The 14,228-nt window shown below is 59.2% G+C and carries 14 protein-coding genes; 12 read left to right on the top strand and 2 right to left on the bottom strand.

What is annotated here, in order from left to right; translation table 11 throughout:
- Positions 1–42: 42 nt before the first annotated feature.
- From L861_RS10510 to purC, 3 genes are read left to right on the top strand one after another with little or no spacing between them, the layout of a single operon-like run.
- Positions 43–1,008 carry a hypothetical protein gene (locus tag L861_RS10510; RefSeq protein ID WP_016415938.1) on the top strand — a complete coding sequence of 322 codons (966 nt, stop codon included), beginning with the start codon at positions 43–45 and terminating at the stop codon, positions 1,006–1,008.
- 23 nt (positions 1,009–1,031) lie between these two features.
- Entirely contained in the window at positions 1,032–1,811 is a 780-nt protein-coding gene (locus L861_RS10505) for an MBL fold metallo-hydrolase (RefSeq protein ID WP_027947689.1), read from the top strand.
- A gap of 22 nt (positions 1,812–1,833) precedes the next feature.
- Positions 1,834–2,547 carry a phosphoribosylaminoimidazolesuccinocarboxamide synthase gene (gene purC / locus L861_RS10500; protein ID WP_016415936.1) on the top strand — a complete coding sequence of 238 codons (714 nt, stop codon included), beginning with the start codon at positions 1,834–1,836 and terminating at the stop codon, positions 2,545–2,547.
- A 20-nt stretch (positions 2,548–2,567) separates the two neighbouring features.
- Here purC and tsaA read toward each other — a convergent pair whose 3' ends face one another.
- Positions 2,568–3,329 (bottom strand): tRNA (N6-threonylcarbamoyladenosine(37)-N6)-methyltransferase TrmO, encoded by a 762-nt coding sequence (gene tsaA / locus L861_RS10495; RefSeq protein WP_016415935.1) that lies wholly within the window; start codon positions 3,327–3,329, stop codon positions 2,568–2,570.
- Positions 3,330–3,439: 110 nt separating this feature from the next.
- On the opposite strand from tsaA, the gene L861_RS10490 reads away from it, so the two are divergent.
- The 4 genes from L861_RS10490 to L861_RS10475 are packed head-to-tail and all read left to right on the top strand — an operon-like array spanning position 3,440 to position 5,870.
- Positions 3,440–4,057 (top strand): methylthioribulose 1-phosphate dehydratase, encoded by a 618-nt coding sequence (locus L861_RS10490; RefSeq protein WP_016415934.1) that lies wholly within the window; start codon positions 3,440–3,442, stop codon positions 4,055–4,057.
- A 31-nt stretch (positions 4,058–4,088) separates the two neighbouring features.
- Positions 4,089–4,676 carry a 1,2-dihydroxy-3-keto-5-methylthiopentene dioxygenase gene (locus L861_RS10485; RefSeq protein ID WP_016415933.1) on the top strand — a complete coding sequence of 196 codons (588 nt, stop codon included), beginning with the start codon at positions 4,089–4,091 and terminating at the stop codon, positions 4,674–4,676.
- Positions 4,673–5,353 carry an acireductone synthase gene (mtnC, locus tag L861_RS10480; RefSeq protein WP_016415932.1) on the top strand — a complete coding sequence of 227 codons (681 nt, stop codon included), beginning with the start codon at positions 4,673–4,675 and terminating at the stop codon, positions 5,351–5,353. The genes L861_RS10485 and mtnC overlap by 4 nt, the downstream gene beginning before the upstream one ends.
- On the top strand, positions 5,346–5,870 hold the full coding sequence (locus tag L861_RS10475) for a GNAT family N-acetyltransferase (protein WP_016415931.1): 525 nt from the start codon (positions 5,346–5,348) through the stop codon (positions 5,868–5,870). The genes mtnC and L861_RS10475 overlap by 8 nt, the downstream gene beginning before the upstream one ends.
- A gap of 53 nt (positions 5,871–5,923) precedes the next feature.
- Here L861_RS10475 and nadC read toward each other — a convergent pair whose 3' ends face one another.
- Complete coding sequence (gene nadC, locus L861_RS10470; RefSeq protein ID WP_016415930.1) at positions 5,924–6,778, bottom strand: carboxylating nicotinate-nucleotide diphosphorylase; 855 nt, start codon at positions 6,776–6,778, stop codon at positions 5,924–5,926.
- 76 nt (positions 6,779–6,854) lie between these two features.
- Between nadC and ampD the strand changes: the two genes are divergently transcribed.
- The 5 genes from ampD to tsaB all read left to right on the top strand — a co-directional run bounded on the left by ampD (position 6,855) and on the right by tsaB (position 14,228).
- Positions 6,855–7,412, top strand: coding sequence for a 1,6-anhydro-N-acetylmuramyl-L-alanine amidase AmpD (ampD, locus tag L861_RS10465; RefSeq protein ID WP_021029163.1), 558 nt, complete (start codon positions 6,855–6,857; stop codon positions 7,410–7,412).
- Positions 7,413–7,760: 348 nt separating this feature from the next.
- Complete coding sequence (gene aceE / locus L861_RS10460; protein WP_016415928.1) at positions 7,761–10,433, top strand: pyruvate dehydrogenase (acetyl-transferring), homodimeric type; 2,673 nt, start codon at positions 7,761–7,763, stop codon at positions 10,431–10,433.
- 101 nt (positions 10,434–10,534) lie between these two features.
- Positions 10,535–12,526, top strand: coding sequence for a pyruvate dehydrogenase complex dihydrolipoyllysine-residue acetyltransferase (gene aceF / locus L861_RS10455; protein ID WP_016415927.1), 1,992 nt, complete (start codon positions 10,535–10,537; stop codon positions 12,524–12,526).
- Between the two features lie 249 nt (positions 12,527–12,775).
- Positions 12,776–13,432, top strand: a complete 657-nt coding sequence (gene adk, locus L861_RS10450; RefSeq protein ID WP_016415926.1) for an adenylate kinase — start codon at positions 12,776–12,778, stop codon at positions 13,430–13,432.
- Between the two features lie 94 nt (positions 13,433–13,526).
- Entirely contained in the window at positions 13,527–14,228 is a 702-nt protein-coding gene (tsaB, locus tag L861_RS10445; RefSeq protein WP_016415925.1) for a tRNA (adenosine(37)-N6)-threonylcarbamoyltransferase complex dimerization subunit type 1 TsaB, read from the top strand.

Raw genomic sequence — 14,228 nt, 5'->3', positions numbered from 1 at the left:
CCCGCTTTTCCAAACCGTAGACAGACGACTCAAGGTGGATGCATGAATCCTGCGCTGAAATGGATGCCGCTGGTGGTATCGATCGCCCTGGTGGCGACCGGGTGTGCGCGCGAAGGCTACTATCACGACCGCAATATCGACTATGTCGAAGCCACATCCAGCGCTCCGCTGGTATTACCGGAGTCTCGCGATGAGTCGCATTACGGCAATACCATGCCGGTGCCCCAGGCCAGCAGCGATTTCGTAGCTTCAGAAGACGGGTTCAGCGCACCACGTCCCGAGGAAGTGACGCGTTCGCGGCGCAGCGGCGACGTGGAACGCCGCGATATCGCTGGGGATAGCTGGTTGGTGGTGAATGCGGCACCGAATATGGTGTGGCCACAATTGGAAGATTTTGCGCGCCGCCAGGGAATGAACGTCACTGCCAGTGACCCCCGTCGTGGAGTGCTGGAAACGACTCGTGGTCGTCTCAGTGTTCGTTCGGGGCTGCGGTCCGGTTCCAGTGAAGTGCGTTGTGAGCAGGCTGGGCGTCCCCACGCCGATTGCCTGGCGTCGCTGAATAATTATCTTAGTGGGCAGAGCCAGACAGCCAGTGCCTCGGCATTGGCCAGTCAGCAAATGGCATACGACCCCGATCGTGTCCGGCTTGATTATCGGAATGACGAATGGTTGCTGGTGCTGGACGCCGAACCTCAGCAAGCTTGGGCTGAGCTCGGTTATCAGCTCGAGAGTCATTTCAATCAGGAAGATCGCGAACTGCTGCTCGAACGCAATTCCGGGGCCCGTGATTTCGTTGTCGAGTACAAGACTCGGTCCAAGCGCGAAGGGGGGTTCCTGTCGACCCTGCTGAGTCCGGTGACCGACCAGTCTCCCGCTCGCCTGCGTTTGACGCTGGAGCCAGCCGGAAGCAACCAGACCGTGGTACGGGTAAGTAACGAGAGTGAGCGTGACTTCTCGTCCGATGATACTCGTGAGCTTCTCGAGCGCGTGGCGGCCCTGCTGCGTTGATGGTGGGTGGGGTAGATACCGGTATGCCGGCCCCCCAGTCGCTCAGCTTCGCTTCCTTGGGAAGTGGTAGCAAGGGCAATGCCACCCTGATCAGCGATGGGGAAACCCATGTGCTGGTCGATTGCGGCTTCGGCATGCGTGATACCGAGCGTCGCCTGGCACGATTAGGGCTGCATCCGCGTCAGCTCGAGGCGATTTTGGTCACTCACGAGCACGGCGATCATATCGGCGGGGTCGGTGCCTTGGCTCGGCGCCATGGACTACCGGTGTATCTCACCCCCGGAAGCTGGCTATCCGGGCGTCTGGGTGAAGTACCTCGCCATCACTGGATTACGCCCCAGGCGCGATTTGCCATCAAGGGGCTCGTCATCGATCCGGTGACGGTGCCCCACGATGCTCGGGAGCCAGTACAGTTTCGTTTTCAGGCGCGTGACCGTTGTCTTGGCGTGTTGACTGACCTGGGGCATCCCAGCGCCCATGTGACAGAGGCCTTTCAAGGCTGCGATGCCTTGATCCTGGAATGCAACCACGATCGAGGCATGCTGGCCGAAGGACCTTATCCACCACGGCTCAAGCGACGGGTCGGTGGTGATTGGGGACATCTGGCCAATGTCCAAGCAGCGAAACTACTCAAGGAACTTGGGTTGGATCGACTACAACGTATCGTCTGTTCGCATCTATCGGAACATAACAACCGCCCCGAGTTGGTATTGGAAACCCTGGTACCCTTGCTCGATGGCGATGAATCGCGGTTACTGGTGGCTGCACAGGACTTGGGCCTGGATTGGCAGACTGTCAACTGAGCCACAATTTTCGGAGACCCCCATGGAAAAGCGTCAAGAGCTCTATGCCGGCAAGGCCAAGTCGGTCTATCACACCGACGATCCCGATCGTCTTATCCTGCACTTTCGTGACGACACCAGTGCCTTCGACGGCCAGAAGAAGGAAGCCCTGGCACGCAAGGGTATGGTCAACAACAAGTTCAATGCCTTCATCATGGACAAGCTCGGGGACGCGGGGATTCCCACTCACTTCGAGCAGTTGTTGTCCGACACCGAGTGTGTGGTCAAGAATCTCGACATGATCCCGGTGGAGTGCGTGGTGCGCAATCTCTCCGCCGGCAGCCTGTGCCGACGCCTGGGAGTCGAGGAAGGCCTGGAACTCAATCCTCCGACTTTCGAGCTGTTCCTCAAGAACGATGAACAGCACGACCCGATGATCAACGAATCGCTGGCCGAAACCTTCGGCTGGGCGACGCCGGAACAGCTTGCCGAAATGAAGGCACTGACCTTCAAGGTCAACGATGTCCTCAAGGCATTGTTCGAGGCCGGCGGCATGCTGCTGGTCGACTACAAGCTCGAGTTTGGCTTGTTCCATGGCCAGATCGTGCTCGGCGATGAATTCTCACCCGACGGCTGCCGCCTGTGGGATGCCAGCACCCGCGAGAAGCTCGACAAGGACCGCTTCCGCCAAGGGCTTGGCGGTGTCATTGAAGCTTATGAGGAAGTGGGACGGCGGATCGGTGTCGACTTCGGGTGATCAAACGAAACCGAGGGGGCCTAAGGGCCCCCTCGGACGTTTACGACTTCCACGACCCGCAGGATGATCTCGCCGCTGGCATCCGCTTCAGCACGGAAGCGCACATCCACATCGCGTAGGCGTAGGCCGTATCTGCGGTCTTCGACGCCGTTTCGATAGGCCGGGCGAGGGTCTTGAGCGAGCACCTGCGTGATCAGTTCGCGCAGGGAGTCGCCGTCGGAGCGTGCAGCAAGCATGGCCTCGACCTCGGAAGTGAAGACGACGGGCCGCTGGGGCGGGGCCTCGGGGGCGAAGCCAGTGCGTGCTTCGGGCAGAGATTCCGCCCAAGGCAAATAAGGCTTGATATCCAGCACCGGGGTGCCGTCGAGCAGATCATGGCCGCGCAGCCCGAGACGCACACCCTTCGAAGTGTCGATTCCCGTCAGTTCCACCAGCGACAGCCCGAGGCGGTTGGGACGATGGGTGCTGCGACTGGCGAACACCCCGACCTTGGCGTTGCCTCCGAGCCGTGGGGGGCGTACCAGCGGGGTCCAGCGTGTGGGGCTACGATGAAAGACGAAGGTCAGCCACAGATGGCTGAAGTCTTCCAGAGCACGAACAGTGAGAGGATCATCGTAAGGCGGTAGTAGCACCAGTCTGGCCCGTGAGGCTCTGACCAAACCGGGTTGTCGGGGAATGCCGAACTTGTCCGGGTAGTCGCTTTCGATACGTCCGATGGCGTCCAACGTGAAGGACGATGGAGGTGAATCAGCCTTGATACGGGGTGAAGTCTTGTCGGTCATGTCGGGTATTATGCCGCGCCAGCGATAGCATCGCGATAAGGAAACGCTGAATGAGTTGGCGTAGCGGGCGAGCTTGTGTAGTCTGCGCCTGATATTTTGCCCGTGAGGTGATGACGGTGATCGATCTGGAACATCTGGCCCGCGCTCAGCAGGCTATCGTCGAGGCTGGGCGTGAGCTGCATGCTGCCGGCCAGGTACCGGCCACCGGCGGCAATTTTTCAGTACGCTTGGACGATCGTTACATGGCGGTGACGGCGTCCGGTCGCCACAAGGGGTGTCTGACGCCAGCCGACATCATGGTCACCGATTTCGCAGCGACACCGTTCGGCAGCTCTCTCAAGCCATCCGACGAAGCACGTCTGCACGGCCAGCTTTACGAGGACAACTCTTTCATCGGTGCGATCCTGCATACCCATTCGCGGGCAGCCACGGTGCTGTCGCGTCTGGAATCATCCGCTACCCTTTGGTTGTCTGGCTATGAATTGCAGAAAGCGCTGGAAGGCGTGACCACCCATGAGGCCCGCGTGGCGATACCTATCTTTGATAATACTCAGGATATCGCGGCCTTGGCGGAGGCGGTGCGAACCCGGCTCGCCGATGAGACGTGCTGTGCCTACCTGATTCGAGGCCATGGCCTCTATACCTGGGCTCGCAACATGACGGCTTGCCTACGTCATGTCGAGGCCCTGGATTTTCTGTTCGAGTGCGAATTGGCCCTGCGGCGATGAGCCAATTCCGGAATAAGGGGAAGGAGAGAAAATGAGCTTCCTGCATATCTATCACGAGAGCTATCGCGTCAGCGATGCCGGTGAAGCGCTGCTGACCACCCATGATGGCGAGCGCATCGCCCAGGAACTGGCTGAGCAAGGGATTCGCTTCGAACGTTGGACTACGGATGCTGAACTGGCTCCAGGTGCCGATCAGGACACCGTGCTGGCGGCCTATGCCGACGATGTGGCACGGCTCAAGGCCGAATCCGGTTTTGCCACCGCCGATGTCATCGGCCTGACACCGGATCATCCAGACAAGAACGCCCTGCGTGCCAAGTTCCTCGACGAGCACCGCCATAGCGAGGATGAGGTGCGCTTCTTCGTGCGCGGCGAAGGAATCTTCTATCTGCACTTGGGTGAGAAGGTCTATGTGGTCGGTTGTGCGTCGGGCGACTTGATGTCGGTACCGGCAGGGACTCCACATTGGTTCGATATGGGGCCGAAGCCGGATTTCACCGCGATTCGCCTGTTCACCAATACCGAGGGGTGGGTGGCCAACTTCACCGGTGAATCCATCGCTTCGCGTTTCCCACGTTTCGAGTCGTTACCTACCGAGCAAGGGCGGGGAGCGGCATGATTCGTGCCATTGTTACCGATATCGAGGGCACTACCGGTTCCATCGCCTTCGTCCATGAGGTGTTGTTCCCCTATGCACGTCGGCATCTGGGCGACTTCGTTCGCCAGCATGGCAACGAACCGGTAGTGGCCGAGCAGGTCGAAGCTGTTCGCCACCTTGCCGATGAACCTGAGGCGGATCTTGAGCGTGTGATCGCTATCCTCGAGGGTTGGATCGATGACGATCGCAAGGTGACTCCGCTCAAGGCTTTGCAGGGTCTGGTCTGGGAACGCGGCTATCGTAACGGTGATTTTACCGGTCATGTCTATCCGGATGCCGTCGATGGGCTCCAGCGTTGGCACCAGGCTGGTATCGCCCTCTATGTCTATTCTTCTGGTTCGGTGCAGGCCCAGAAGTTGCTGTTCGCCCATTCGGATGCTGGCGATCTGACGTCGCTGTTCACGGGCTATTTCGATACCACCACCGGGCCCAAGCGCGAGATGGCGAGTTATCGTCGCATCGTGGAGGTGATTGGCGAGCCGGCCGAGTCGGTGTTGTTTCTTTCGGATGTGGTCGCCGAACTGGACGCCGCCGCCGAGGCCGGGCTACGTACGGTACAGTTGGTACGCGAGCCGGGCATGACCACCGGCGCCCACTTCGTAGCGGCAAACTTCGATGCGGTGCCTCTCGATGGTTGAACTGCCGAAGACCAAACCGAACGCATCAGGCCGTATTTGCTATCGTGAGGCTGTGCCGCGGGATGCAGCTGACCAGGCTGAAGTCTTTCACCATGCGGTGATGCAGGGAGCGGCCTCACACTATAGCCTTGCACAGCGCGAGGCCTGGGCGTCGGCGCTGCCGCGTGAAGCCAGCGCTTGGTCAGCTCGCCAGTTGCTCTTCACCACACTGGTGGCAACCTGTGATGGGCGTTGCGTCGGTTTTCTCGAACTCGATATCTCCAGAGCACGCATTGAGACGCTGTATGTCTGGTCTTCATTGGCACGACGGGGCATCGGTTCAACCTTGTTGATCCATGCCGAGCGTCTGCTGCTCGAACAGGATGCATCGCGTGTGACTATCGAAGCCAGCCTGGTGCTGGGCGAGAGTCTGAAGAAGCATGGCTGGACCTGTCACGGCGAGGAGTGGGTGGAACGCGGCGGCGAGAGCCTGCCGCGATTGAGAATGAGCAAGAAGTTGGGTGCAGTGGAGACCTAGGTTGGCTCGTCGATTTATTCAGTGCTGCCGTTCAGCGCTTCTCGGGCGTTGCCTTAACGTAGCTCGGTATGCGTGATGCGCATCGATAGATCGATGGCCTTGACGTCCTTGGTCAGTGAGCCTGAGGAAATACAGTCGACGCCGGTTTCGGCGATATCCCGCAATGTGGCATCGCTGACATTCCCCGATGCCTCCAGAGTGGCTCTCCCGGCGGTACGGCGCACTGCCTCGCGCATATCATCGAGCGAGAAGTTATCGAGCATGATGACGTCGGCTCCCGCCTCGATCGCCTGATCGAGCTCGTCGAAGGTTTCGACCTCGACTTCGACCGACAGGTCGCGTGCGATGTTACGCGCTTCCTTGACGGCAGCAGCGATTCCACCACAGGCGGCGATATGGTTCTCCTTGATCAGGAAGGCATCGTACAAGCCGATACGATGGTTGTGGCCACCACCACAGGTCACGGCGTACTTCTGTGCCAAGCGCAGGCCAGGTAGCGTCTTGCGGGTATCCAGCAGGCGTACGCCGGTATCGGCGATCAGGTCGACATATTGCCGGGTACGGGTAGCGGTGGCTGAAAGCGTCTGCAACAGATTCAGGGCGGCACGCTCGCCGTTCAACAGGCTTCTGGCAGGGCCTTCCAGCTCGAGAAACACACTGCCGGAGCTAAGCCGGTCACCATCGGCACCATGCCAGGTCAGGCTGACACGCGAGTCAAGGCGCCGGAACAATTCATCGACCCAGGCGACGCCACATAGCACGGCATCCTCGCGTGTGGTGACGCTAGCCTTGGCCCATTGCTGTTCGGGGATCAATTGCGCGGTGATATCGCCGGGCCCGACATCCTCGGACAGCATCTTGGCGGCACTGGTGCGGATGTCTTCGGCGAGGGCTTCATAATAGTGCATGGGCGGGTCCGGCTCTCGAATGTGCGACAATATACGTCATTATAGGGAATTCATCGGGTCGACGTCAGGGGAGAGCATGCCGATAGAATCAGGATGGTGGAGCGACGCACGACGAGAGGCATCGCCCAATCACAATGCGCGGCCCGAAGGAGAAGTCTCGACCTTGGTGCTGCACTCGATCAGCCTGCCACCCGGTGAGTTCGGTGGTCCAGAGATCGAGCAGTTCTTCACCAATCGGCTCGATCCCGATGCCCATCCCTATTTCGCCACGATCGCGCATCTGCAGGTTTCGGCCCACCTGTTGATTCGTCGCAATGGTGAGTGTGTGCAGTTCGTGCCTTTCGATCGCCGGGCATGGCATGCCGGTCGCTCGCGTTGGTTCGATGGGGAACGTGAACGCAGTGAGCTCAACGATTTCTCGATCGGCATCGAACTGGAAGGCGACGAGATCAGCCCTTATCGCGACGCCCAGTATTGTGCTTTGGCCCGGGTTACGCGAGAGTTGCTCGCGCATTACCCCAAGTTAGTGCAGGAGCGTATCACCAGTCATGCGAAGATTGCCCCCATGCGCAAGACCGACCCTGGCCCGGCTTTCGACTGGGCCTACTTTCGGCGCTGCCTCGGGAAGAAATGACCGATGTAAAGGAAATGACATGTAGTTTTGCTACATTTTGATGTCACTATTCCAGCCTGATTCGGTGCATTGAAATAGCGTTTATTGCGCCGCAGCAAGGCAAATGGAAAAAGTTTCCATGTTCATCCTAATTGGCATGAGCGCCAGTTTGCGGTATCTTCGAGCCCTGAATTCGAACGATCCGCGGACGTTTCTGTAACTTAGCTACATTCTGTAAATCATCGACATCAGATATTTCCACGGAGATGTGACCCAAAGAAGGTCACGCCCGCACTGAAGAGCGCCACACGCCCCTCCACCCCCGGGTGAGGGCAGACTGACACAATATCTTCATTCGGAGAGACGTCTATGAGTCTGGAGGCAAGAGAAGATCTCGATCCGGTCGAAACCGCGGAATGGATGGAATCCCTGGAATCGGTCTTGGATCGTGAGGGCGAGGAACGCGCCCAACACCTGCTGAGCCGTCTGGCTAATCGTCTGCGGCGCGACGGTATGCAGGTACCCTTCTCGGTGACGACCCCCCATCGCAACAGCATCCCGGTGCACCGCGAAGCGCGTATGCCCGGCGATCTGTTCATGGAGCGGCGTATCCGCTCTTTGATCCGTTATAACGCCATCGCTCAGGTAATTCGTAACAACCGGGCCCATGCGGGGCTTGGTGGCCATATCGCCAGCTTCATGTCAGCGGCCACGCTGTACGATGTCGGTTTCAACCATTTCTTCCGTGCCCCACGGGGCGATTTCGAGGGAGACCTGGTCTACATTCAGGGCCATGTCGCACCCGGCGTGTATGCACGCGCCTTCCTCGAAGGGCGCTTGAGCCAGGAACAGATGGATAAGTTCCGCCAGGAAGTGGATGGCGATGGTCTGTCGTCCTACCCGCACCCTTGGTTGATGCCAGACTTCTGGCAGTTCCCCACCGTGTCCATGGGGCTAGGGCCGATCCAGGCCATCTACCAAGCCCATGTGATGAAGTACCTTGATTCTCGAGAAATCAAGGATATGCAGGATCGCAAGATCTGGTGCTTCATGGGTGACGGTGAGTGCGACGAACCGGAATCCCTGGGTGCCATATCGCTTGCTGGTCGCGAGAATCTCGACAATCTGATTTTCGTCATCAACTGCAATTTGCAGCGTCTCGATGGTCCGGTACGTGGCAACTCGCGGATCATGGATGAACTGGAAGGCGTGTTCCGTGGCGCTGGCTGGAACGTACTGAAAGTGGTGTGGGGGCGTTTCTGGGATCCGTTGTTCGAGCAGGACAAGAAGGGTGTGCTGCAGAAGCGCATGGACGAAGCGGTCGACGGCGATTACCAGAACTACAAGGCCAATGGCGGCGCCTACACGCGCGAACACTTCTTCGGCAAGTACCCCGAGACGGCAGAGATGGTCAAGGACATGTCCGACGAGGACATCTGGCGTCTCAACCGTGGCGGCCACGACCCTTACAAGGTCTATGCGGCCTATCACGAGGCGGTGAATAGCACCAATGGCAAGCCCACGGTGATCCTTGCCCACACCGTCAAGGGCTATGGCATGGGGGGCGGCGATGGCGAGTCTGCCATGGAGGCGCACCAGGTCAAGAGCATGGAATACGAGGCGCTGAAGAAATTCCGCGACCGCTTCGGTATTCCGTTGACCGATGAACAGCTCAAGGAAGTGCCTTACTTCAAGCCGGACGGCGACAGTCCCGAACTGAAGTACATGCACATGCAACGCGAACGGCTAGGCGGTTATCTACCGCAACGCCGTACCGAGTTCGAGTCCCTCGAGATCCCCGATCTCGACGACAAGACCTTCGCTTCCCAGACCGGTGGTTCCAAGGGACGTGAAATTTCCACCACCATGGCCTTCGTGCGGGTGCTCAATGGCTTGGTCAAGGACAAGAAGATCGGTTCGCGTGTGGTACCGATCATCCCTGACGAGGCGAGAACCTTCGGTATGGAGGGCATGTTCCGCCAACTCGGTATCTATACCTCGGAAGGTCAGAAGTACGAGCCGGTGGACAAGGGCCAGATCATGTTCTACCGCGAGGACAAGCAGGGTCAGATCCTCGAAGAGGGCATCACCGAGGCCGGTGCCATGTCGGCGTGGATTGCCGCTGCGACTTCCTATTCGAACCATAACACCACGCTGTTGCCGTTCTATGTCTACTACTCGATGTTCGGCTTCCAGCGTGTCGGGGACTTGGCCTGGGCTGCCGGTGACATGCAGGCGCGTGGCTTCCTGGTTGGCGGTACTGCCGGTCGCACTACCTTGAATGGCGAAGGGCTCCAGCACCAGGATGGCCACAGCCATATCCAGGCGTCGACCATTCCCAACTGCCGCAGCTACGACCCGACCTATGCCCATGAGGTGGCGGTGATCGTCCAGGACGGTCTGAAGCGGATGTTCGCCGACAAGGAAAACTGCTTCTATTACCTGACGGTAATGAACGAGAACTACGAACACCCGGCCCTCGACGAGATCCCCGCCGAAGACATCATCAAGGGCATGTACCTGCTGCGTGAGACGAAGGGTAGCAAGGGACATGTCCAACTGATGGGATCCGGCACGATCCTGCGTGAGGTCGAAGCCGCTGCCGAGATGCTCAAGGACGAATTCGATATCGGTGCCGATATCTGGAGTGTGACCAGTTTCAATGAGCTGCGCCGTGAGGCTCTGGAACTCGATCGCCAGGCATTCCTCAGACCAGAGTCCGAGCCGGCTAAGCCGCATGTGACTCGTTGCCTGGAAGGTCGCAAGGGCCCGGCAATTGCCTCGACCGACTACATGAAACTGTTCGCCGACCAGGTCCGTGCGTGGGTGCCGACCGACTATCATGTCTTGGGTACTGATGGTTACGGTCGTTCCGACACCCGTGAAAAGCTGCGTCACTTCTTCGAGGTCGACCGCTACTTCGTCACGGTGGCCGCGCTCAAGGCGCTGGCCGACCGTGGTGAGATCGACCGCAAGGTCGTGGCGGACGCCATCAAGAAGTATGGCATCGACCCTTACAAGCCCAATCCTTTGGTGTCTTGAGCCGTTGACCAGCGCGGCAGGTGCCATGCCGGGGGCTACGGCCCCCAAACAGCTCAGCTAGGAAGCACCTGCGGCACGCACGATTCGAAAGGAGCGCGACCTTGAGTAGCGAAATCATCAAAGTCCCCGACATCGGCGGCAGCACCGATGTCGAAATCATCGAGATCGCGGTGTCGGAAGGCGACGTGATCGATGCCGAAGATACCCTGATTACCCTGGAGTCCGACAAGGCTAGTATGGACGTACCTTCGCCCAAGGGCGGCAAGGTGCTGAAGGTGTTGGTCAAGGAAGGCGATACCGTTTCCGAAGGCGACCAGATCGTCGAGCTGGACGTGGAAGGCGCTGGCGGCGAACAGGCTGAAGCGAAGCAGGAAGCCGCCGAGCCGGAATCGAAGCCGGCACCAGCTGCGGAGGAAAAGCCTGTATCCAAGCCAGCGGCAGGTGGCAAGCGCACGGTGGAAGTCAGAGTGCCCGACCTGGGTGGTTCCAGCGACGTCGAGATTATCGAGGTGGCGGTTTCCGAAGGCGATGATGTCGCCGAGGAAGATACCTTGATCACTCTGGAGTCCGACAAGGCCTCCATGGACGTACCTAGCCCCTATGCCGGCAAGCTGGTCAAACTGTCGGTGAAAGAGGGCGATACCGTCTCTGAAGGTGATGTGATCGGCAGCATGGAGATTGCTGAAGCTGAGGCTGCCGAGGAAACCTTCGAGCCGGCTTCCGCTGCGGAAGCGGCCCAGGCGCCTGCCGAGCCTTCACCACAGGCAGAGGCCGTTGCCGGAGGTGAACCGCAGCGTAAAGAGATTCGGGTGCCGGATTTGTCCGGCTCCAGCGACGTGCCAATCATCGAGGTCGCCGTCAGCCCCGGCGATGAACTCGAGGAAGAGGACCCGCTGATCACCCTGGAATCCGACAAGGCCTCAATGGATGTACCCAGTCCTTACAAAGGCAAGCTCCTCGAGCTTGTCGTGAAGGAAGGTGACACCGTTTCCGAGGGTGATTTGATCGGCTATATCGAGACAATTGGTGCTACATCAGCTCCTGCAGCCGCTCCAGATAAGTCCGAGCCGGCGCCGCAGAAGCAACAGCAGGAACAGAAGGCAGCGACGCCTGCTGCCGTTCCGAGCCCAGAAGCGCAGATGGCCGAACACAAGCCACGCGAAGGCAAGCTGGTGCATGCCGGTCCTGCGGTACGCATGTTGGCTCGCGAACTGGGAGTCGACCTAGTCTTGGTCAAACCCAGTGGTCCCAAGAACCGGGTGTTGAAGGAAGATGTGCACGCCTATGTGAAGCAGGTGATGTCGCGGCAAGGAACAGCAGCGGCACCGGCACCGGCTGCAGCACCTACCGGCGGTGCCGGTATTCCCCCGATCCCAGAGGTCGACTTCAGTCAGTTTGGTGACGTCGAAGAAAAACCGATGGGACGCCTGCTGAAGATGGGCGCCAATAACCTGCATCGCAGTTGGCTGAACGTACCGCACGTCACTCAGTTCGATGAGGCCGACATCACTGAACTGGAAGCTTTCCGCAAGTCGATGAAGGCCGAGGCCGAAGCCCAGGGGGCCAAGCTCACACCGCTGCCGTTCCTGATCAAGGCTTGCGCCTTTGCACTGAAGAAGTTCCCGCAGTTCAACGTTAGTCTCAAGGGTGACGGCGAAACTCTGGTGTGGAAGAAGTACGTACACATCGGGGTGGCGGTCGACACGCCTGACGGTCTGATGGTACCGGTGATTCGCGATGCCGACCAGAAGTCACTGATCGAACTGGCCAAGGAAAGCGTCGAACTGGCTGGCAAGGCTCAGTCCAAAAAGCTCAAGCGTGAGGAGATGACCGGCGGCTGTTTCACCATCTCCAGTCTGGGCTCGATCGGCGGCACCGCCTTCACACCGATTGTCAACGCCCCGGAAGTTGCCATCCTCGGCATCTCCAAGGCGCAGATGAAGCCGGTGTGGGATGGTCAGGCCTTCCAGCCGCGGTTGATGATGCCGCTGTGTCTGTCCTATGACCACCGCGCTGTCAATGGTGCCGACGCGGCGCGATTCACCGCCTTCCTGGGGCAGGCATTGACGGACATTCGTCGCCTGTTGCTGTAAGGCGCGATCGATTCATTTTTCGATCATCCTACGGCGCCTCCGGGCGCCGTTGGCATATATGCACATTGTGCCTCGCCGAGACCAAAGTGTTATTTGGCAGGCAACTCGTTGTTGAGAAAGGTCAAACTTCTCGTTAGAAGGGCATCGATGTGTACTTGCCCGCTTGTTTGCGCGTGGCACCCCGGTTATCGTCTCGCTTAATTGTCTTTTAACAAAAAGCTTTTCCGACTCATCCAAGGAGCAGTACAGATGCGTTTGATCCTGTTGGGCGCCCCAGGTGCCGGCAAAGGTACCCAAGCCCAATTCATCTGCGAGCGATTCGGTATTCCGCAGATTTCCACCGGCGACATGCTACGTGCGGCGGTCAAGGAAGGCAGTGAGTTGGGGCTCAAGGTCAAGGAGATCATGGCCAGTGGTGGCCTGGTATCCGACGATATCATCATCGCCCTGGTCAAGGAGCGCATCTCTCAGCCCGATTGTGCCAATGGTTTCCTGTTCGATGGTTTCCCTCGCACGATTCGTCAGGCCGATGCCATGAAAGAGGCCAATGTCAGACTCGACCATGTGTTGGAAATTGCCGTGGACGACGAGGAAATCGTCAAGCGTCTGGCCGGTCGCCGCGTACACCCCGGTTCCGGACGTGTCTATCATGTCGAGTACAATCCGCCCAAGGAAGCTGGCAAGGACGATGTCACTGGCGAGTCTCTGGTTCAGCGTGAAGACGATCGCGAATCCACGGTGCGTAATCGTCTGGCGGTATACCATGAGCAGACTGCACCGCTGGTTGATTACTACCAGCGCTGGGCCAAGGAGGATCCGAAGACGGCGCCGGCCTATCATCGTGTCGAGGGCATCGGTAGCGTGGATGAGATCACCCGTCAGGTAATGCAAGCCCTGAAAGGGTAACGCCTCATTGCTGTTTCGTACTCCAGACGGCCCGCAACCTGCGGGCCGTTAGCGTATAATGCGCTCACCTGATCAGCCATGATAAGCGAGATATATGCCGACGCTGCTGGCCTTGGATGCCTCTTCTAATGCCTGTTCCGCCGCCCTGATGATTCATCGGGAGGGGCGCGACGAGGTGCTGTCACGCTTTGCCTTGACGCCCCGTGAACACACCCGTCGACTGATGCCGATGGTCGATGAACTACTGGCTGAAGCCGATATCGGCCTGCACCAGCTTGATGCCCTGGCCTATGGCCGCGGCCCCGGTTCGTTCACCGGCTTGCGCATTGCCGCTGGGGTAGCCCAGGGGTTGGCTTTCGGCGCCGACAAGCCGCTGCTCGGGGTCTCGACCCTGGCGGCCCTGGCGCTCGCTGCCCATCGTCGTTACCACCTGCGCTACGTCTTACCGGCGCTGGATGCGCGTATGGGTGAGCTGTACGTCGGTGCGTATCGCTGTCATAGCGGTGAACTCGAGCCTTTGACCGAAGAGGCGGTATTGCCACCCGAGCGTCTGACCTTACCTAAAGGATACGAAGACGCCGATTGGGTCGGTGTCGGCTCGGGCTGGACTCTGTGGGATTCGATACCAGTGACGGTACAGGCTGGGATCAGTCAGCATCTCAGCGAGCTGGCGCCGGCGGCAGAGGACATGGTGCAGCTGGCGGCCCGTCAGTTCGCCGCAGGAGAGGGACGTGAGGCGCACCTGGTGCAACCGGTCTATTTGCGTGACCAGGTTGCGTGGCAGAAGAGCCGATGA

It is taken from the genome of Litchfieldella anticariensis FP35 = DSM 16096 (genome assembly GCF_000409775.1).
GTDB classification, from domain to species: domain Bacteria; phylum Pseudomonadota; class Gammaproteobacteria; order Pseudomonadales; family Halomonadaceae; genus Litchfieldella; species Litchfieldella anticariensis.
The sequence above is the reverse complement of the archived record's forward strand: the minus strand, read 5'-3'. Positions and strand labels throughout refer to the sequence as shown.

What these genes read in the sequence shown, in the direction of transcription:
- L861_RS10510 (WP_016415938.1), top strand. Translation starts at nt 43, where the DNA reads ATGAATCCTGCGCTGAAATGGATGCCGCTGGTGGTATCGATCGCCCTG.
- L861_RS10505 (WP_027947689.1), top strand. Translation starts at nt 1,032, where the DNA reads ATGCCGGCCCCCCAGTCGCTCAGCTTCGCTTCCTTGGGAAGTGGTAGC.
- purC (WP_016415936.1), top strand. Translation starts at nt 1,834, where the DNA reads ATGGAAAAGCGTCAAGAGCTCTATGCCGGCAAGGCCAAGTCGGTCTAT.
- tsaA (WP_016415935.1), bottom strand. Translation starts at nt 3,329, where the DNA reads ATGACCGACAAGACTTCACCCCGTATCAAGGCTGATTCACCTCCATCG.
- L861_RS10490 (WP_016415934.1), top strand. Translation starts at nt 3,440, where the DNA reads ATGACGGTGATCGATCTGGAACATCTGGCCCGCGCTCAGCAGGCTATC.
- L861_RS10485 (WP_016415933.1), top strand. Translation starts at nt 4,089, where the DNA reads ATGAGCTTCCTGCATATCTATCACGAGAGCTATCGCGTCAGCGATGCC.
- mtnC (WP_016415932.1), top strand. Translation starts at nt 4,673, where the DNA reads ATGATTCGTGCCATTGTTACCGATATCGAGGGCACTACCGGTTCCATC.
- L861_RS10475 (WP_016415931.1), top strand. Translation starts at nt 5,346, where the DNA reads ATGGTTGAACTGCCGAAGACCAAACCGAACGCATCAGGCCGTATTTGC.
- nadC (WP_016415930.1), bottom strand. Translation starts at nt 6,778, where the DNA reads ATGCACTATTATGAAGCCCTCGCCGAAGACATCCGCACCAGTGCCGCC.
- ampD (WP_021029163.1), top strand. Translation starts at nt 6,855, where the DNA reads ATGCCGATAGAATCAGGATGGTGGAGCGACGCACGACGAGAGGCATCG.
- aceE (WP_016415928.1), top strand. Translation starts at nt 7,761, where the DNA reads ATGAGTCTGGAGGCAAGAGAAGATCTCGATCCGGTCGAAACCGCGGAA.
- adk (WP_016415926.1), top strand. Translation starts at nt 12,776, where the DNA reads ATGCGTTTGATCCTGTTGGGCGCCCCAGGTGCCGGCAAAGGTACCCAA.
- tsaB (WP_016415925.1), top strand. Translation starts at nt 13,527, where the DNA reads ATGCCGACGCTGCTGGCCTTGGATGCCTCTTCTAATGCCTGTTCCGCC.